The organism is Kosakonia pseudosacchari (genome assembly GCF_015167415.1).
GTDB lineage: Bacteria > Pseudomonadota > Gammaproteobacteria > Enterobacterales > Enterobacteriaceae > Kosakonia > Kosakonia pseudosacchari.
The window spans coordinates 3137222-3156776 of the sequence record NZ_CP063425.1; the positions used below are offsets into that span (position 1 = coordinate 3137222).

Annotated in this window: 13 protein-coding genes, 2 pseudogenes and 1 riboswitch; of the genes and pseudogenes, 2 read left to right on the plus strand and 13 right to left on the minus strand. The window is 54.8% G+C overall.

Annotated elements, in window-relative coordinates:
* Positions 1–172: 172 nt before the first annotated feature.
* Complete coding sequence (gene yegS / locus IP581_RS14815; RefSeq protein ID WP_086868289.1) at positions 173–1072, plus strand: lipid kinase YegS; 900 nt, start codon at positions 173–175, stop codon at positions 1070–1072.
* Between the two features lie 611 nt (positions 1073–1683).
* Here the strand turns inward: yegS and IP581_RS14820 are convergent.
* From IP581_RS14820 to thiM, 9 genes are all read right to left on the minus strand, one after another.
* Entirely contained in the window at positions 1684–2457 is a 774-nt protein-coding gene (locus IP581_RS14820; RefSeq protein ID WP_086868287.1) for an ABC transporter ATP-binding protein, read from the minus strand.
* 10 nt (positions 2458–2467) lie between these two features.
* A complete protein-coding gene (locus IP581_RS14825) occupies positions 2468–3331 on the minus strand; it encodes an ABC transporter ATP-binding protein (protein ID WP_193820739.1) in 864 nt (287 codons plus the stop codon).
* Positions 3303–4208 carry an ABC transporter permease gene (locus IP581_RS14830; RefSeq protein WP_193820740.1) on the minus strand — a complete coding sequence of 302 codons (906 nt, stop codon included), beginning with the start codon at positions 4206–4208 and terminating at the stop codon, positions 3303–3305. Before IP581_RS14830 ends, IP581_RS14825 begins: the two co-directional genes overlap by 29 nt.
* Entirely contained in the window at positions 4205–5242 is a 1038-nt protein-coding gene (locus tag IP581_RS14835; protein ID WP_086868280.1) for an ABC transporter permease, read from the minus strand. The genes IP581_RS14830 and IP581_RS14835 overlap by 4 nt, the downstream gene beginning before the upstream one ends.
* A complete protein-coding gene (locus tag IP581_RS14840; protein WP_193820741.1) occupies positions 5239–6867 on the minus strand; it encodes an ABC transporter substrate-binding protein in 1629 nt (542 codons plus the stop codon). The genes IP581_RS14835 and IP581_RS14840 overlap by 4 nt, the downstream gene beginning before the upstream one ends.
* An 88-nt stretch (positions 6868–6955) precedes the next feature.
* A complete protein-coding gene (locus tag IP581_RS14845; protein WP_193820742.1) occupies positions 6956–8110 on the minus strand; it encodes a mandelate racemase family protein in 1155 nt (384 codons plus the stop codon).
* Positions 8111–8347: 237 nt separating this feature from the next.
* Positions 8348–9400 (minus strand): class I fructose-bisphosphate aldolase, encoded by a 1053-nt coding sequence (fbaB, locus tag IP581_RS14850; protein ID WP_086868271.1) that lies wholly within the window; start codon positions 9398–9400, stop codon positions 8348–8350.
* Between the two features lie 150 nt (positions 9401–9550).
* On the minus strand, positions 9551–10351 hold the full coding sequence (gene thiD / locus IP581_RS14855; protein WP_086868267.1) for a bifunctional hydroxymethylpyrimidine kinase/phosphomethylpyrimidine kinase: 801 nt from the start codon (positions 10349–10351) through the stop codon (positions 9551–9553).
* Positions 10348–11130: a hydroxyethylthiazole kinase gene (thiM, locus tag IP581_RS14860; RefSeq protein WP_097399414.1), complete on the minus strand. Its 783-nt coding sequence runs from the start codon at positions 11128–11130 to the stop codon at positions 10348–10350. Before thiM ends, thiD begins: the two co-directional genes overlap by 4 nt.
* A gap of 34 nt (positions 11131–11164) precedes the next feature.
* Positions 11165–11261, minus strand: a riboswitch (TPP riboswitch).
* 379 nt (positions 11262–11640) lie between these two features.
* On the opposite strand from thiM, the gene IP581_RS14865 reads away from it, so the two are divergent.
* Positions 11641–12150 carry a hypothetical protein gene (locus IP581_RS14865; protein ID WP_193820743.1) on the plus strand — a complete coding sequence of 170 codons (510 nt, stop codon included), beginning with the start codon at positions 11641–11643 and terminating at the stop codon, positions 12148–12150.
* A gap of 581 nt (positions 12151–12731) precedes the next feature.
* Here IP581_RS14865 and IP581_RS14870 read toward each other — a convergent pair.
* The 4 genes and pseudogenes from IP581_RS14870 to IP581_RS14885 all read right to left on the minus strand — a co-directional run bounded on the left by IP581_RS14870 (position 12732) and on the right by IP581_RS14885 (position 19472).
* The gene (locus IP581_RS14870; protein WP_193820744.1) at positions 12732–13403 is read right to left on the minus strand and encodes a hypothetical protein; all 672 of its coding nucleotides are present in this window, start codon (positions 13401–13403) and stop codon (positions 12732–12734) included.
* A gap of 371 nt (positions 13404–13774) precedes the next feature.
* A pseudogene (locus IP581_RS14875) lies at positions 13775–14097 on the minus strand (methyl-accepting chemotaxis protein); the annotation flags it as partial.
* Between the two features lie 7 nt (positions 14098–14104).
* Positions 14105–14473: pseudogene (locus tag IP581_RS14880) on the minus strand (integrase); the annotation flags it as partial.
* Positions 14474–14813: 340 nt separating this feature from the next.
* Entirely contained in the window at positions 14814–19472 is a 4659-nt protein-coding gene (locus tag IP581_RS14885) for an autotransporter outer membrane beta-barrel domain-containing protein (protein ID WP_228007771.1), read from the minus strand.
* Positions 19473–19555: the final 83 nt, after the last annotated feature.

Genomic DNA, 19555 nt, shown 5'->3' on the forward strand with positions numbered 1-19555 from the left:
TTCTCGCTGAAAAACATAACCCATAAATGCTAGCTGTACCAGGAACCACCTCCTTAGCCTGCGTAATCTCCCTTACGCAGGCTGATTTTTTTTCATCCTTTCTCTGCTTTTTCTCCCCACTTTTCTCTCCTGCGATACACTTTTCTCATCGAATTCAATCAGGATGAAAAGAATGAGCGCATTTCCCACAAGTTTGTTAATCCTCAACGGTAAAAGCGCCGGGGACGACGCCCTGCGCGAAGCAGTAACGCTATTGCGCGATGAAGGCATGGATATTCAGGTGCGCGTCACCTGGGAAAAAGGTGACGCGGTGCGCTATGTCGAGGAGGCACAGCAACGTGGCGTAGCCACGGTGATTGCCGGTGGCGGCGATGGCACCATTAACGAAGTGGCGACCGCGCTGGTGAACTGCAAAGGCGAGACAATTCCGGCGCTGGGCATTTTGCCGCTCGGCACGGCCAATGATTTCGCCACCAGCGCCGGCATCCCGGAAGGTCTGGATAAAGCTTTACAGCTGGCGATTGTCGGTAAAGCGGTGCCGATTGATATCGCCCGCGTAAACGATAAAACCTGCTTTATCAATATGGCGACCGGCGGTTTTGGCACTCGGATTACCAGTGAAACGCCGGAAAAACTCAAAGCCGCGCTCGGCGGCGTCTCCTATTTGATTCACGGCCTGATGCGCATGGATATGCTGAAAGCGGATCGCTGCGAAATAACCGGCGAAGATTTTCACTGGCAGGGCGACGCGCTGGTGATTGGCATCGGCAATGGTCGCCAGGCGGGCGGCGGACAGCAACTCTGCCCGCAAGCGTTGATCAATGACGGTTTATTGCAGCTACGGATTTTCACCGGCGATGAATTGCTTCCGGCGCTGTTCACCACCCTGACACAGCCGGAAGATAACCCGCATATTATCGACGGGAAATCGGCGTGGTTCGAAATCAATGCGCCGCATGAAATGACGTTTAATCTCGACGGCGAACCGCTGCGCGGCGAGCAGTTTCGCATTGAAGTGGTGCCGAATGCGCTGCAATGCCGGTTGCCGCCGGATTGCCCGTTATTGCGTTAATGCGCCGCAACGTTACGCGGGTGTTGGAAGCCCAATCAGGCCCGGTAAGCACAAGCTCCACCGGCAATCGATGCGGCATGCCGCATGGGTGGAATGGTTCCGTTCACCAGACGTACGGGAGTTTCATTCATCACTTATGCGGTGAACGGGATAAGGGGAGCTGCCGCGCTCCCCTTATCCCATCTATGGATCATTGCGCCATATGCCGTTATTTATTGTCGCGAATCTCACAGCGATGGGGTTGAGTCCCCGCTGAAATCGGCGAACCGGAGCGTGAATGACAAGGTCTGGACGCCATGGATGGCGGCCAGAGGCGAATCGAGACAGGACAAAATTGCCGGGAGCAATTTTGAACAGCGCTAGCGCTGGCCCCGAAGGGGCGAGTCCCAGGGATGGGACGAGTAATCTTGAATCGAGCCGACCGCAGGCAGGCACGCGGGAGGTGAGCGTAGTGCGCAGCACCGATTTCCTGCGGGGCCGCGGGGATTGACAAGGGGAACGCGGTGTTCCCCTTGTCCCGTTCACCGCAATGAAGTCTATTGTGAGAACCGTTCTGATGGTGAACGGAACCCTTCCACAATCACGATATATAAGCCGGACGGCAGACAAATTTAATACGCCGCCACCTCCCGCGCCATCTCGCGGCTATATTGCTGGCTGGCATTCACCAGCATCCGCGTGTAATCCAATTGCGCCGCGCCGCTCACCAGCGCATCGACGGTTAAGGTCTCGAGGATTTTACCGTGCTGCATCACCGCCACTTTCTGGCACAAATGGGCGATCACGCCAAGATCGTGCGTCACCATCAGGTAAGTGAGTTGCGACTCCTGATGCAGCGCCGCCAGCAAGTTGAGGATCTCCGCCTGCACCGAGACGTCCAGCGCCGAAGTCGGCTCATCAAGCAGCAATACGCGCGGTTCCAGAATCAGCGCCCTGGCGATAGCCACCCGTTGCCGCTGACCGCCGGAAAGCTGATGCGGATAACGGTCACGAAACGCGCGGTTTAACCCCACTTTATCCAGTAGCGTGTTGATGCGCCGATCGCGATCGTGAATACCATGAATTTGCAGCGGCTCTTCCAGAATGTCGCCAATAGTGTGACGCGGGTGCAGCGAACCGTAAGGGTCCTGAAACACCATCTGCACCAGCCGACAGCGCGGCGGGCTAAGGCGCTTTTCCAGCGGCTGGCCGTTGATTGCCAACTCGCCTTCCCAGTGGGTAAACAACCCCGCCAGGCACTTCAGTACCGTAGTCTTACCGGAACCGGATTCCCCTACCAGCCCGTAAATCTCGCCTGGCTGCACGCTGAAACTGACATCCTCCAGCACCTGATTGCGTTTTTCCCCTTCACCAAATGCGAGGTGCAGGTTTTTCACGTTGATCATTCTGCTCTCCTTATTCGCCCAGCCAGCTGGCCTGGCGCTGCAACACTGGCAGCACCGGACGGCGGTTGTGGATTTCCGGCAGGGCGTGAATCAGCCCCTGCGTGTAGGGGTGCTGCGCGTTATCGAGATCCCTGGCGGCAATCGACTCCACCACCCGTCCGGCGTACATCACCAGCACGCGGTCACAGAAACTGCGCACCAGGTTGATGTCGTGACTGATAAAAATCAGCCCCAGCCCGCGCGATTTCACCAAGTCGTCCAGCAAACCCAGCACCTGCAAACGCACCGAAACATCCAGCGCCGAGGTGGGTTCGTCGGCGATCACCAGTTCAGGGTCGGTGATCAGCATCATGGCAATCATGATGCGCTGCCCCTGGCCGCCGGAAATTTCATGCGGATAGAGATGATAAACGCGTTCCGGCTGACGGATGCGCACCACATCAAGCATCTCCAGCACTTTCGCCTTCGCCTCGGCTTTCTTGCCCGGATGGTGCGTTAACCAGGCTTCGGCTATCTGATCGCCCACGCAAACCACCGGGTTCAGCGAATATTTCGGGTCCTGCATAATCATCGAAATACGCTTGCCGCGCACCTGGCGCATCTGCGCTTCGCTGATGTTCAGCAGGTCGACATCGCCAAACTGCATTGCCTCTGCCTGAATGCGCGCCTTCGCCGGGTGCAGGCGCAGCAAGGCGCGCCCGACGGTGGATTTCCCAGAGCCAGACTCACCGACAATCGCCAGTTTCTCCTGACCAAGGCTGAAGGAGACGCCGCGCACCGCATGGGTTACCGCGCGCCCGTTGATAAAATCGACATGCAGGTTGCGCACATCGAGTAGCGGCGAATTATTCGCTGCGAGGATCGAGGATGTCACGTAAGCCGTCTCCCAGGAAATTAAAGGCCAGGCTGTTGATTAAGATCGCCAGCCCCGGAATCGTTACTACCCACCAGCACTCCATCATGTAGGTGCGCCCGCTTGAGATCATCGCGCCCCACTCCGGCTCCGGCGGCTGCGCGCCCAGGCCTAAAAAGCCCAGCCCCGCCGCGGTCAGAATGATCCCCGCCATGTTCATGGTGATGCGGATAATCACCGACGGCAGGCACAGCGGCACAATATGCCGCCACAGGACACGCACCGGCGACGCCCCCTGCAAGCGCACGGCGGAGATAAAATCAGCCTGGCGCAATGAGAGGGTTTCCGCGCGCGCCAGCCGCGCAATCGGCGGCCAGGCGGTGAGCGTAATGGCGATCACCACATGTTCAAGCCCCGGCCCAAGCGCCGCGACAAACGCCAGTGCCAGCACCAGGCTCGGAAACGAGATAAAGATGTCGGTCACGCGCATTAGCACCATATCCACCTTGCCGCCAAAGTACCCGGCGGTAACGCCAAGCAGCAGCCCCAGAGGGCCAACGGTGACGGACACCAGCAGCACGATATAAAGCGTGATGCGCGAGCCGTAAACCAGGCGGCTAAAAATATCGCGGCCAAACTCATCGGTGCCAAACCAGTACGCGGCATTCGGCGCGCTCAGCGCGTTTTCCAGATCCTGAACCAGCGGGTTATAGGGCGCGATAAGCGGCGCGAAGATCGCCACCACCAGCAGCAGCAAAATGATGCTGCCGCCGATTGCCGTGAGCGGGTTACGCGCCATTTTGCCAAGAAAGCCTGCCGCACGCCCGACGCCGCGTTTGATACGCAGGCTGCGCTCGCGGCTTGTCGAAGAGAGCGGCGAATCAAAAGAGACCGTCATGATTTCGTCCTCGGATCAAAGAGTTGGTAAAGCATGTCGGAGAGCAGATTGAGCATCACGAAAATCACCCCGACCAGCAGTACGCAGCCCATGACCGCATTCATATCTCCCAGCAATAAACTGCCGGTGAGGTAGGAGCCAAAGCCCGGCCACGAAAAGACGGTTTCAATCAATACCGCCCCTTCCAGCAGCGAACCGTAAGCCAGCGCCACCACCGTCAGCAGTTGCACGAGGATATTGCGAAAGGCGTGATTCCAGATGACCTGGCGTTCCGTCAACCCTTTCACCCGCGCGGTGATGATGAACTCCTGCGACAGTTGCGCCAGCATAAAGCTGCGGGTCATGCGGCTGATATACGCCAGCGAGTGGAAACCGAGCAGCGAGGCGGGCAGCACCAGATGATTAAGCGCATTCCAGAACACCGCGCCATTGCCTGCCAGCAGCGCATCCACGGTGATAAGCCCGGTGCGATGCGCTACCACGCCATCCAGCCCCAGATCCAGCCGACCGGCACCGCCGACCCAGCCAAGCCAGGCGTAGAACAGCAGCAGCCCCATCATGCCGACCCAAAAAATCGGTGTCGAGTAACCGGCAAGGCTGATAATGCGTACCACGTAATCGGCAACGCTGTTACGACGCGCCGCCGCCAGTACCCCCAGCGGAACACCGAGCCCGGCGCCAACGATTATCGCCATCGTCGCCAGCTCAAGCGTCGCCGGGAAGACACGCACAATATCGTCCAGTACCGGTTTGCCGGTCAGCAACGCGTTGCCAAGATCGCCGTGCAGCAGGTTATTCAGGTAAATACCAAACTGGGTCAGCAGCGACTTATCAAACCCCAGTTGCTGATAAACCTGCTGGTAGGTGCTGTGATCCGCATCCGGGCCGACAATCGCCAGCACCGGATCGACAGGCATCACGCGGCCAATAAAGAAGGTCAGCAGCAGCAGGCCAAACAGCGTCACCACCACCTGAGTGAACCGTTTTGAAAGGCGTCGGGTGCGTGAACCAGGCGCAAGCAGTAACGAACTCATCCTTTCTCTCCTGTGGTGACGGGCGCTTTGTACACCTCGCGCAGGAACGTGGTGGCAGACGGATGCGACTGGAAGTTTTTCACTTCATTACGCACCACCACCGAATCCACCATTTGCGAGAGCGGGATCAGCGCCGGGATCAGTTGGTCATAGCGCCGCTGAATTTGCTGATAGTCCGCTTTCTGCTTTTCCGGATCGCGCTCCAGCAGCGCGTTGTCGATCATCTCGTTGAGCGGTTTATCGTAGAAACTGGTGCGCCAGCCCTGGAAGTTGGTCAGCCGGGCTTCGTCGCTGTTATCGGGGTTATAGACCAGCGCGCGCAGGCTCGAGTGCGGATGCGGTTCCACACCGCTGCCGCCGCGTCCCACCAGCATTTCGAATTTACGCTCGCGCATCGCGCCATAGATCTGGTTGCCGGTACCGGTGACGATTTTGGCGTTAATCCCGGCCTGCATCAGCGTTGACTGCACGGCGATGGCGATATTGAGAAACGGCTGGTCGGCGAGTACGCGCAGCGTGGTATCAAACCCGTCCGGGTAACCCGCTTCCGCGAGCAGTTTTTTCGCACGCGGAATGTCCAGCCGGTAGCCGGGATCCGGCAGCGTTGACGGCATTCCCGCTTTGATTGGTCGCTGGTGCAGCACGCCATAGCCCGGCATCAATGCTTTATTGATACCCTGGTAATCAATCAGATACCGCACCGCTTCACGCACTTTCGGGTTGGTGAAATGCGGCTCTTTCATGCTCATCGCCACGTAATAAACCGTGCCCTTTTGCACCGCTTCCACCGTTACGTTAGGGTCTTTACGCAGCGCGTTGATGTCCGAAACCGCCATGTTATTGGCAATATCCAGATCGCCTTTCGCCAGCATCAGGCGCAGGGTTTGCGGCTCCTGGAAATGGCGCAGCACCACGCGGCTCAGTTTGGGCTCCTCGCGCCAGTAATTCGGGTTGCGCTTCATGCGCAGCACATCTTTCGCCTGCCAGGTTTCCAGCATAAACGGCCCGGAACCCGCTTCGTTGGTGGTCAGCCAGCGGTTGCCCCAGTCGCCATTCACTTCATGGCTTTGCACAGTTTTGCTGTCCAGCACGCCGAGATTGCCAAGCGCGCCCAGCGAGTAGAGAACCAGTTGCGGATCGTTAGGCTTAGGCAGTCGGATTTGCACGGTGTTGTCGTCCGCCGCGCTCACCTGCTGATCGATATTCTTTTTGCTGAAACCGTAAGATTTCCACACCGACGCCTGCGCCAGGTTCAGGTGCAGCAGGCGGCGCATCGACCACACCACATCCTGCGCGGTCAGCGGGTTGCCGGAGTGAAACCTGACGTTGTTGCGCAGGTGGAAGGTGAGCGTTTTGCCGTCCGGGCTGATATCCCAGGACTCCGCCAGCGCCGGTTTAACGTTGGTGAGTTCATTCGCATCGAGCTCAACCAGTGAGTCGTAGAGATTGACCACAATACCGACCACTTCGTTGCCGGTCATTGCCGCTGGATCGAGCGTCAGCAGGTTATTCATGTTCATGCCGATGATGAGCTGATCGGGCGGCGTTTTCGCCAATGCCGCGCCGCTCCCCATCATCAGCGAGAGCGCGAGTAAACACGCGCCCGCGAGGGAGGTTTTTTTCATCTGTGCATACCGTTTGTAGAGTACGTTTTACCGGTAATCGACCGGTGCGGCCCGAAAGTCATCGCCTCCGGGCATTTATTGTTATCTGTCAGTCGTGGCTGACAGTGTTGGCTTCGATATACGCAAAATTGATGTCTTCGCCGAGCCCCGGCCGCTGCGGCAGATGAACAAAACCCTCTTCATCCATCGGGTCGACAATACTGTTTAAGTACGCTGCCGGTTGGTCATAATCGAGGAACGGGTGCAGCAAACCGCGCTCATACCAGCGGCAGTTGCGGATGGCGCCAATCACCGCCAGGCTCGCCGCGCCGTTGCCGTGCACTTCACAATCCATGCCGAACGACTCCGCCAGGTTCGCCACTTTCAGCGTCGGCGAAATGCCGCCCACGCCGTTGGCACCGGCACGCAGAATGTCGCAGGCGCCCGCTTTTACCCAGTCAGCACGGCTGTGGTGTTTCCCGCCCAGACTTTCCGGCCCGATAATCGGAATTGACAGATTTTCCGCCAGCCATGCGTAAGAGGACATGCTCTCTTCTTCCATCGGCTCTTCGAACCAGGCGAAGTTGAGTTTTTCCAGCTCTTTACCGATATAGAGCGCTTCGGTGCGGCTGTACCAGTGGTAGCCGTCAATCATCAGGTCGATATCCGGGCCGACCGCTTCACGCACTGCGGCGCAGGCTTTGACGTCCATTTTCGGGTTCGGCGCGAATTTCACCGGCGGCATCCAGGTGTGTAACTTGATGGCTTTGTAGCCGCGCGCCACCAGTTTTTCGGCGAAGGCGGCGTACTCTTCCGGTGTTGAAAGCCCGCCTTCCAGCTCGTCACCGCACATGGTGCTGCCATAAGCGGGCACTTTGTCGCGGTAGCCGCCAAGCAGCTTGTACACCGGCATATTGAGCTTGCGGCCAATCAAATCCCACAGCGCTTGTTCAACAAACGACAGTGCGCGCTCGGTTAACTGATGTGCGCTACCGCGCTGCCAGTGCACCAGATCCTGCCAGATGCGCTCGCGGTTAAACGGATCCTGCCCGACCATCACTTTGCGGAAAAAAGCGTTGAGCACAAACGGACGCACCACTTCCGGCGGCGCGAAGGCGTAGCCTTTGCTGCCATCGTCTGCGGTAATGGTCAGCATCGCCATTCTGGCCTGCGTTTCCGGCCCCGGATGCGAGTGTCCGGCGCTGTCGGAAACGCGGCGCGTGGGATGCTGAAAGACGGTGACATTGACAGATTCAATTTTCATTACAGATCCTTGGTATTTTTGAAAAGCCGTTTCATAAGAAAATATATGCACAAAAATACGCCGCATCCTCGGACAATTTCCGCTAAGCGGCCGCCATTTTTTGGGCATGCGCACGACGGTGCGTGACATTTTTCACAAAAGGTTACGGAAATGTGATGAAGATCGGGAAGGGAACTGAGCAGAAATGAAATGCCGTTTTTAGTTTACCCTCCCCCAGCGGGGAGGGTAAATGGGGCATCAGGCGATGGTCACTTTCTCGTCAAGATAGACATCCTGCACGGCGTTAATCAGTTTCACGCCGTCGGCCATGGTTTTCTTAAACGCTTTACGGCCAAGGATCAGCCCCATGCCGCCCGCGCGTTTGTTGATAACCGCCGTACGAACGGCGTCGCCCAGATCGGTATCGCCGCCCGCCGCGCCGCCGGAGTTAATCAGCCCGGCGCGGCCCATGTAGCAGTTCGCCAGCTGGTAACGCACCAGGTCAATCGGGTTGTCGCTGGTCAGCTTGCTGTAAACGCGCTCGTCGGTGTAACCGAAGTTCACCGCGTTGTAGCCGCCGTTATTTTCCGCCATTTTCTGCTTCACAATATCCGCGCCAATGGTGGCGGCAATGTGGTTCGCCTGGCCGGTTAAATCGGCGGAAACGTGGTAATCGACGCCATCTTTCTTGAACGCAGAGTTACGCAGGTACGCCCACAGTACGGTGACCATGCCGAGTTCATGCGCGCGTTCAAAGGCGGCGGAGATCTCCTCAATCTGGCGGCGAGACTCCTGCGAGCCGAAGTAAATCGTCGCCCCGACGGCGACCGCGCCCATATTGAACGCCTGCTCGACGCTGGCGTACAGCGTCTGGTCATATTCGGTGGGGTAGCTGAGCGTTTCGTTGTGGTTCAGTTTGACGAGGAAGGGAATGCGGTGCGCGTAACGGCGCGAAACCGACGCCAGCACGCCGTAAGTGGATGCCACACAGTTACAACCGGCTTCAATCGCCAGCTCGACAATGTTCTTTGGATCGAAGTAGAGCGGGTTGGCGGCAAACGACGCGCCCGCCGAGTGCTCGATCCCCTGGTCGACCGGCAAAATAGACAGATAGCCCGTGCCCGCCAGCCGCCCGTGGTTATACAGCGTCTGCATATTTCGCAGAACCGCCGGCGGGCGGTTGTTGTCGACCATTACGCGATCCACATAATCGTGTCCTGGCAGGTAGAGCTGGTCAGCGGGGATGGTCATACAACGGTGTTGCAGAAGGCTGTCGGCGTCTTTGCCAAGTAACTGCACAATATCAGTCATAGCTATGCTCCCGTAAGCTTCGCGCAAAGCGAATTGGATTATCCTTACCTGCCTGACGGCAGGCAGAGATAAGCCTGGTTCCCTCGCGCGAGATTTTCCACCATTGCAACTTTTTTCAGCATAATCTGCTGGCACGTTTCGTATACCGGTTTACCACCACTGGTGAAAGTGATGCACCGGGCCAATGCCATGCCCAACTTCCAGCGTATCCGCCTGCACCAGCGCCGCCGTTAACCACTGTTTTGCTTCCACCACGGTGGATGCCCAGTCGTTATGGCGCGGGCGCAGCGCCGCCAGCGCGGCGGAGAGCGTGCAGCCGGTGCCGTGCGTGTTTTTCGTTTTCACACGCGGGGCGGTAAAGCGCAGCGCCCCATCGCGCGTGAACAGCCAGTCCGGGCTTTCGGCGTCCTCCAGATGGCCGCCTTTCATCAACACCGCTTCACAGCCGAGCGCCAGCAGCGCTTCGCCCTGGGCATGCATCTCTTGTTCGCTGCGGGCATGCGGCGCATCGAGCAGCGCGGCGGCTTCCGGCAAATTAGGCGTAATAAGTGAAACCTGTGGCAGTAAATGCTGACGCAGCGCCGCCACAGCCGAAGGCGATAACAGCGGGTCGCCACTCTTGGCGAGCATCACCGTATCGAGTACCACATTGCGCACCTGGTAGCGCCGCAGCCGCTCCGCGACCGCTTCCACAATGTCCGTTTCTGCCAGCATACCGATTTTGGTGGTGTCGATGCGCACGTCGCTGAGCACGGAATCAAGCTGCGCGGCGACAAAATCGGGTTCAATGCGGTACACCGACTGCACGCCACGGGTGTTTTGCGCCACCAGTGCGGTGATCACCGAACAGCCGTATGCGCCCAGCGCCGAGAAGGTTTTAAGATCCGCCTGAATACCCGCCCCACCGCTGGGGTCGGTGCCGGCAACGGTTAACGCGTTGATGCGCTTCATGCGTTGCCTCCCAGCGCGTACAGCGCATCCAGAAAGGCGGGAACAAAACTGCCCGGCCCCGCGCTTTTCGCGCGGGCCAGGCTGCCGGCTTGTGCCATAAACGCGCAGGCCGCGGCGACATTTTCCAGCTTATCGCCCGCCAACGCGCAGCTGGCAGCCACCACCGCCGAGAGCGCGCAGCCGGTGCCGACCACACGTGTCATCAACACATCACCGCCGGTGACCATCAGCACGCGCGGGCCATCGGTGATGTAATCCACTTCGCCGCTTACCGCGACAATCGCCCCGCTTTGCCGCGCCAGCGCCTGCGCCGCAGGCAGTGCTGCGCTGGCGGTATCGGTGGTATCCACGCCGCGTCCGCCTGCGCTCATGCCGGCAAGCGCGAGGATTTCCGAAGCGTTACCCCGGATCGCCGCCGGACGCAGCGCCAGCAGTTGCTGGCAGAATTCCGTACGTAACGTGAGCGCGCCAACGGCGACGGGATCGAGTGTCCAGGGTTTATGCGCGGCATTCGCGCTTTCCACCGCCAGACGCATAGCTGTGGCGCGATCGCGCGTCAAAGTGCCCACATTGATGAGCAGCGCATCGGCGATAGCGCTGAACTGTGGCGCCTCTTCGCTATCAACCACCATCGCGGGTGAGGCGCCAAGCGCCAGCAGCACGTTAGCGGTAAAGGTTTGTACGACATCATTGGTCATACAGTGCACAAGGGGAGAACGACGGCGGAATTGCTGTAACGCATGTGCGAGTTGCACACGATCAAGCAGGTCAGGTTGCATGGTTTCGCTCCTGCCCGGCGTGAAGAAGGGATGCCGGGCAGGCATCTGACTTCCCTACGCTGGCATTATCCAGATCAGGTGGTACGGGTATTTCTCAGCCTTCACAAAGAAGGGCACCCCGAGTCATTTAAAAAAAATTCAACTACTTGCGATTAATGCTCTCATTAATCCCTGTTCAGGAGCATGCCAGCGGGAAGAGAAAGACACAACCCTTTTAAAAATGGCATCTGCCCCTCATCACAACCCACACGGGCGCGACCATATTACGACGGTTTCACCGGCTAATCGGCTTTTCAACAAGCAGGTGCAAGCCATGAAAATTTAATGATTTCATAACGGTCATGAACACAACATCGATACCTTCAGGCAGTCTGACTCGTTGATTTTTATGGTTACTAAAATCACAGGTATCTTTCTCTACGCCGTAAAGAACGTTTTTTTAATGCTTGCTTATCAATCAGTTGCCGCCCCATAACGACCATAACATTCAAAGAGAAAAGGAGAAGGGAGATGGCATCACCGCCAGGCATCGGCCCTATAAGTAGACGGCAGATCCTACAAAACAATATGAGAGAAGCACGCAGTCACGCCTACGGACGTAACGCCGCACTGCCGCAAACTTATTTATGGTTTTATCAGAAGGTGCGCATTAATGCGGCCCATTGGCTGTTAACTGTGTTGCTGGTCATCTTCGCCTGGCTGAGTTATCAGCCAGATCCGCGAGCAGGCGACACGCTTCAGAGCGTGCGCCTGCTCGCCCCGGGCACATGGCTTTACACCACGCAGAACAGCGAAGGCGGAGCCACCGCCCCGACCGTACACCGGTATTACCTACGCAACGCCGATGGAGCTAGCGTGCAGCAGCTTTACGGCGACTTTTCATTTCTGACTGGCAGCGGCTCCCTATCGGCGATCGCCGTTGACGGTGCCACGGTTCGGATCGATTACAGCGGCAGGGTATACAGCATTGAAAAGTACGCAGGCCGCTACTTTTTAACGTACAGCCTACGGGAAATTTAAGCGCGCCAGATCTGGCTCCGAACCTAAAAAGGTGGGGCTTTTTTTCATTTTTGAAAATTATTCGGGTATACAACGGCGGAAAATCCCGTCGTTACTGACGTGGGTATCTTACAGATCGGGTAATACTGGTATTTCTCAGTCTTAACAAGGAAGGGCACACCGAATCAGTTGAATCTGATTCAACGTTTCCGTCGTCTCAGGAGTCCATCTCTATTCTGCTTACCTGCTCTGCCCCAGCCAGGCAGACGGGGCTCTCGCAGTATGTAGCGAACCGTGGTTGATAAAAGAAATATGGGCAGGAAAAGAATACGGTTATGGGGTCAGTGTCAATACAATATCCGAAACGGATTTTTATAGATCTATCCTGATGTTCCCGGTTATCAATTATGTGAATTAAAGATGAATCAGTTAAATTTTTTAATTAATTACTCTGCTAATAAAATGGATGCTGTATAACCCCAATCTGGTTGATCCTGTTTTCATTTACTACTGTAAAAAGCCCGCAACTCTCGAGTGAACCCCGTCTTCTGGGTAATTCACTCGGCGGGCTTATACTTTATTTATACACTGGTATTGCTTTTTTAGTTAATTTGCGTTTTTTTGAATATTTTCTTTTTATTATATTCAACAATGCTTCTTTTCGTTAAATGATAAGAAGTCGATAAAATAAACCCTATCATTAACGCTAATACAATGAATATACCTTTTTTATATTTATTACTGACATCACCTTTACTGATAAATATAAAATCCTTTTCCTTCGAATAGTCCAGCTTTGTAATAAAGGCTATTTTTGTATAGAGTTCAGTACCATTCATCTCGTTGTTTTTATTATCATCAATTATTCTTTTATACGCTTGATAATCCTGAACATACCAGGCGCTGATTTTTTGATATATCGTTTTAATTGCAGCATCAGCGATCGGTTTTTCGGAAGTCTTGCCTCTCCAGGTGAGATTAATTACTTTTGTTCTTTCATCTGACTGAATAGTAAATCTGTCACTATTGCCTTTGATAATCGATTCAATGAAATTCGATTTGCAATCAAAATCAGCATCACAATTAATAATCATACTGGGAGCATCACTGTTTATTTTTACTTCATAGTTTATATTTACTTCATCTTTTTCCACCCACAAAAAAACAATTGCTAAAATCAGCGCTACCGCCATTGAGAAAATGATGCTTTTACTTTTCTTTTTTATAAAGAAAAGCAACTCCAGTAAATCTATCTCTGTCGTTTCATTTTTCATTTTTAAATCGCCACATTAATCAACAAGTATGTTAAACAAACAAAAGTCACTGCTAAAACACCGAAGAACAACTTGGCTGGAATCGTATATTTCATTTTGTTATGTGATAGGTAAAAGGATAGTCTACTGCTTATCAGAGCATAGGAAAACTCCTAATTTTGATTGTTTCGCACTTTTTCCTGCAGTCTGATTTTTGCTTAACCCAGCCCAACCTAACCAACCTCCGCTTCCTTTCAGCGCCTCGCGTTGCTGGAACCGGAGCGCAAAATCACCCTCAAAGATAACGCAACCATAAAAAGAAAGGCAGGCCGAAGCCTGCCTGTCACCGTTTGTCATTAGTTAAGTTTGAAGACAGCCACAGCCTGTTTAAGTCATTGCGACTGCTCTTTCAGCGAATGTGCAGCGGCAGAGGCTTCCTCAACGAGTGCGGCGTTCTGCCGGGTAACGGAATCCATTTGCACGACAGCAATATTGATCTGCTCAATACCGCGGCTTTGCTCATTGGTGGAGAGATCAATCTCCGACATCAGTTCGGACACCTGCTTAACGGAAGCCATAATACGCTTCATGCTTTCGCCCGCTCGCTCCCCCCCTTTCGCTGCCAGGCTGAACCTGAGCCGGACTGCTCAATCAACGCCTTAATCTCTTTCGCAGCAACCGACAATCGCTGCGCCAGATTGCGGACTCCGCTGGCGAGTTGGCAATACTTCCCTATAACGCTCATTCGCCATTGAGATCGATTTCGTCCAGTTACGCCCTTTTTCGTCTTTGTACATAGCCCAGGCATCAGAAAGGGTTAACATCTTTTCTAGCTCGACTGGTGCTGCTAGCTCAACGTTAGCAGCGGGTTCATCAATCGGCTGATGAGGTAGCGGCAAAACTTTCACAGCCCTACGTTCAGACACAATCAGGTTTGAAATAAACGCATCGAACATCGAGAGCGGTGTAGCTAATGATTTAACAAAAGGAATGTGTGGCGTAACGCCAATCATCAAAGCAGATGCTTCACGGAAGCTATCCGTGAGTCGTGATTTTTTATACATCCTGCCGTTTGAAAGCCGGATTTGCAGAGAGTTGTTGCCGTTTCACTGAAATGTGTATGGAAGATTTCTGTACCCCATGATTGCGCCCTTTTTGTACCTCAAGTGCATTGCGCACTAACAAAAAGAGAGTCAATCTCATGAGAAGGAAGCCGAATTTCGGCCCCCTACGCTGGCATTATCCAGATCAGGTAATACGGATTTTTCTCAGCCTTCACAAAGAAGGGCACAAAGAATAACTTAAAAATCAATACGTTGTGGTTAGCGGTTCGTAACCGCCACCCAGGAGAATGCGCGCGCCGGGTGTTGTAAACCAGCCTTCCGGCAAAAGCGCCGCGCGCAACCCCTGCAAAATAAGGTGTACGGGTAACTATTTGAATTCATAACGAACGCCAAACGTCGCTTGCGTACTGCTATAGCCTTTGCCGCCGCGTTGATAGCCGATGTTGCCCCACAGATGCAGTTGCGTGTTCAACCTGCCAGTCATGCCGATTTTCACTTCGCCGACATTATCCGCACCCGCCTGGCTGATGGTTTCGCCGTCCATGTGCGTGGCGAAACGCTGCGAATTGTGGATCCAGTTGGCTTCGATAAACGGCGCTAACGCCCGCCCGTTGCCATTATCCCGGCCACCATCACTGTTGAGCCAGCTGCGGATCCCGAGGCGCGTTTGTAGCGCGTTACTTCCATCGCCGCTAACGCGCGTGCCGTTTGCTTCGCGGTGATCTTCCGCGTCTACGCCCATCCAGATAGCCTGCGCCTGCGGCTGAATGTACCAGCTTGTCGGCGAACCGTCGCTGCCGGAAAACGCAGCGGCTTTCCAGTTCCAGGCGGTTTCAACGGAGGCACTGACACCTTTGGCGTGATACGCCTCGGCAGAAAGCTCCTCACCGCTGACTGAATTCGTGAACCAGCTGTATTGCGCCCAACTGCCCACATACAACCCGGTTTTATTTACACCGTCGGCATACCATGCGCCGTATGCGCCAGCCGTGTAGCCATTTACCTGACCGTCAGCATCGTAACCGCTGATGCCCGAGTGCGTTTTGCTGTGGTGGTTTCCGTATCCGGCCATGACTCCCGCGTGCCCGCGCCCCTGGCGGCTGTCGCCCCACTGCAGCAGATCGCCGCCCAGCATCACCACATACTGAGTCGAGTCGGTTTTCAATTGTCCGCTGTCGTCGCGCGAGCGGTGACGCGTTCCCGCCTGATGCATCCACATGCTGCTCTCTGCGGTATCGTCCTGCGGTGCGTTATCGGCCTGGTTTTCGCCAGCACTCTCCTGCAAACGGAAGGCAAACATGCGGTTGGCTGCCGCCAGATTTTCCGTGTAGCTTCCCCCTTCTGGCCGGTAAACCGGCTTAGTGACGTGTGGTGGTGTCGGTTGCGACGGGGTCGGATCAGGATCAGGCTGCTCAGACGGCGGTTGATCGGGGTCGCCCGGTGGATTTTCGGGGTCAATCGGTGGATCTTGAGGGTCCTCCGGATCAGGCGGCACGTCTTCTGGCATCTGGTTACTTAAATACCAGTGCGCATAATCCTGCCCGTAACCGCGCATCAGCATATAGTCATACGCGCCCGCGACAATTCGCCCCTGCTGGGTAAATCGCCCGGCAGAACGTCCATTAACATGGATGAGCTGGATCCCATTCAGCGTAGGCAAGCCCGTGCCGCCAACATTGTTAACACTGACCTTAGTCGTACCGCTGGTATCGCCTTCCACCCGCAGCGTTTCCGTTGCGGAGTTGTCATCCGCCAGAACGGTGTTGAAATTAATCAAACCGTTGCTCCCCTGGTAATCGCCCTTCACCACCAGTTGATTACCCGGTACTTTGCCGCTGTTTGCCGCACCTATCTGAACCGTGCCGCTGTTATTCAGGTTGCCGTTAATGGTAAGCACATCACCGACCGCGCGTGCAGCCCGGTTCGTCGTTTCGCTCCCGATAGACAGGGTGCCGGCGTTAGTCACATCACCTGCTACCGCGCCGTTGCCGATAAGCGCCGCGTTTTTATAGATAGTGACGTGCGATGACGCCAGCGTGAACGGCTCCTCGGGTGAACCGAACTGCAAGCCGCCGCTTCGGATATGGGTCTCTCCTGTATAGAGCGCGGCAGCCTGCGAGAGTGTGAGCAGGCCGAAGCCGCCTTTTTCCAGCCCCCCGGAACCGGTCACGCTGTTTTGCACGGTCCAGTCACTGTCAGTCACCAGCCGAAGCGTTCCGTCATCGATTATCGACGCGAAACTCAGTTGGTCTCCCGTATTAACCGTAAGCTGGCTGCCATCACCAATCTCAACCGTACCGTCAAAATGGCTGTTGTCAGCGGTAAACTGGATATCACTGTCGTTCAGAACAACAATTCCACTATTGGAGAGCGGGTTTTCAAACCGGCCGGAGGTACTGTTAAATTTGAGAAAACCGCTGGTGTCGATGCCCGACGTCCCCAGCCCCCGCGTGTTATCGAGGGTAACGGATGCGCCCGATTCTATGGTGATATCGGCGCTGAGCGTGGTGTTTTCACCATAGATAGCCGTCTGCCCGCCAATGAAATTTAATGCGCCGCTGCCGGTGAGCGCACCGGCGATCTCACTGCTGTCGGTCATCGTCAGGCTGCCGCCAGCAAGATCGATTATCGATCCCTGCTGGCTCTCCACCGCGCCCAGAGTTTGCTGATAGCCATGAATATCCAGCACCGTTGCAGAAGCCATATCGACCAACGAGGTGTTGCCCAGGGTTTGATCGTTAGCTAACTGCAACTCACCGGCAATAATCCGCGTTACGCCGGTGTAGTCGTTATCCTGATTGGATAATGAAACCGTCGTGTCGGTGTTGATGTTCAAGTCACCGCTTCCACTGATTTTCGCGCTCAAATCGGCGGCATTACCGCTGTTACCTTCAGCGCTCAATGTCAGGGCATCATTGCCCCGCCCCAGCAGTTCAAGTTCTGTCAGCCCGTAATTGATATACATACCATCCGCGCTGCTCCCGCTGGTAAGACGGTAGTCATAGTGCCCTTTCGCCACGGTCTGGCCATTTTGCGTCACGTCGTGCTCCGTTTCTGCGGACACAGGCTGGCCATTTTCATCGACGAGCAGCAAATTACCGCCAGCGCCGGCCACGGTTTGCTGGCTTTCCAGCAACTGGTATTCGATGCCCGCTTCATCCTGTTGCATGAGCGGTTTGCTGGTATCCGGCGAGTGCGACACATTTTGCAAGCTGCTGCTGTTGCTGATCTGAATAGTGCCCCGTCCGGACACATCCACATTTCCGGTCGCCTCGACCAAAGGCAGGGAATCGATATCGCCAAATACCATTGTGCCGTCGTTGAAAGCCAGACCACCAATGGACTGGGTGCCCGGGCCGACGGTAGTCGTGTTGCCGTTTTCAACATGCAGTGTGGCCTGAGTGAGTGCGCTGGTATTGAACCCATCCAGCAGAAAATCATTATTTCTGAGATAGACATCACCGGAAAAATCACGCCCCACATCAGCGGTAAAATTAAACGAGTTATGATTATTATCGACGATAAAATCGCCAGCACCGGTCAGATGATTATTAAATTCGAACGCAGCGTCAGTTTGCGCAGTAAATTCCCCATTCGCAGCGACATTAATCGTCCCTGAGCCAAAGGCATTGTCGCTGGATAATAAATCCCTGCTGGTTGCTGCTTTCCCGGTGATATTCCATGTTCCGGCATACGGATTTTTATTAATAAAAATGATCACATCGCCTGAAACCGTCGTCATACCCGTGCCGCTCATTTTATTAGTGAAGGCGTAGTGATCCATTCCGGCAATTTCCAGCCCTTTCGTCGCGTCATTGGCGTCAGTATTAATTGTTATCGTATTTGATCCCAGCGCTTTCGTATGGTTAATCGTGACCAAACCGCCGCTAATTAGCGTATCACCACTATAATCAGACTCCAGACCCAGCGTAGTATGACCCGACTGATATTCAACACTGCCCTCACCCCATATTTGCATATTAAAAACATAGCCATCATCATTCGATTGCGTAGAGAAGGCGTTATTAAAAATAACCTTATTATCGCCCGTCCCGCTCATAATAATGCGCGTTGCATCAACATGGTTTTGCTCATTAGTTAGCGCATTACCAATATAAAGGGTGTTATTGGCGCCAGATACGCTGTTAAGCGTAATGTTCTTTTCCACATCCACCCAGGCATTATTACCGAGTACCGTTTGCATATTATTCCCGGCAGCCGAGGCATTGAGATTGATATTCCCGCCAATAACGACATGGTGCGCGGAAGAACCGCCATGTATTTGCAACGCCGTGTCGCCGGTATGAGTACCATTAAGGTTCATATCGCCTTTAACATGCACGTCCGCATTGCTAATTAATGCATTATTCGCCACCGCATTGATATCATAAAGGGTGCTCTCATTAGAGAGCGTAAAATCGCCGCCAATATTCACGGTTGCGCCATCGGCAATATGCAACCCCATGACACCGCCAGCGAGATTGGCGGTGAGATTATCGCCCACATTGAGAATCGCGGAACCGCTGATCGATAACCCGCCACTCGCCGCGCTACCACCGGGCAGAATTGACATATCATGCGCCACCGTGGTCGTGCCGCCGGTCTGGACGTACTGGCTTGTTTCAGACTGCAGGTTGATGCTGTTAGCCACGATTGCCGACTGCGCATCATAAATATTAATAGCGGTTGACGTACCAGCACCGGTGTCTGTCACAAGGTTGCCAAAGGTGAGTGTGCCGCCCTCACCATTTGTCGAAACGGGGGCACCACCAATTTGTGCCCCGCCGATCTGAATGTTTGACTGGCCTTTCAACAGCAGATCGCCTGCGCTATTAAGGGAGCCGCCATGTAACCATAAATAAGCGCTGTCCATCGCTACTGCATACGGACCTGCGCTGTTAGTGACATTGACGGTACCGGCTCCAGCGGTTATTTCCAGGCCGCTATTCGGATCGAACGTGAGCCCATCACTAATATCGTTAACTGGCTTATCGTAAAGTGTATTTTGCGTAATGTTTACGGCCACAGCAGCTGGCATGCCGGTAAAAAACATTAACACCGGAAAGGTGACTCTGACCGCGCAGGCAAGCCGTGAAAGCGTGGTTTTTA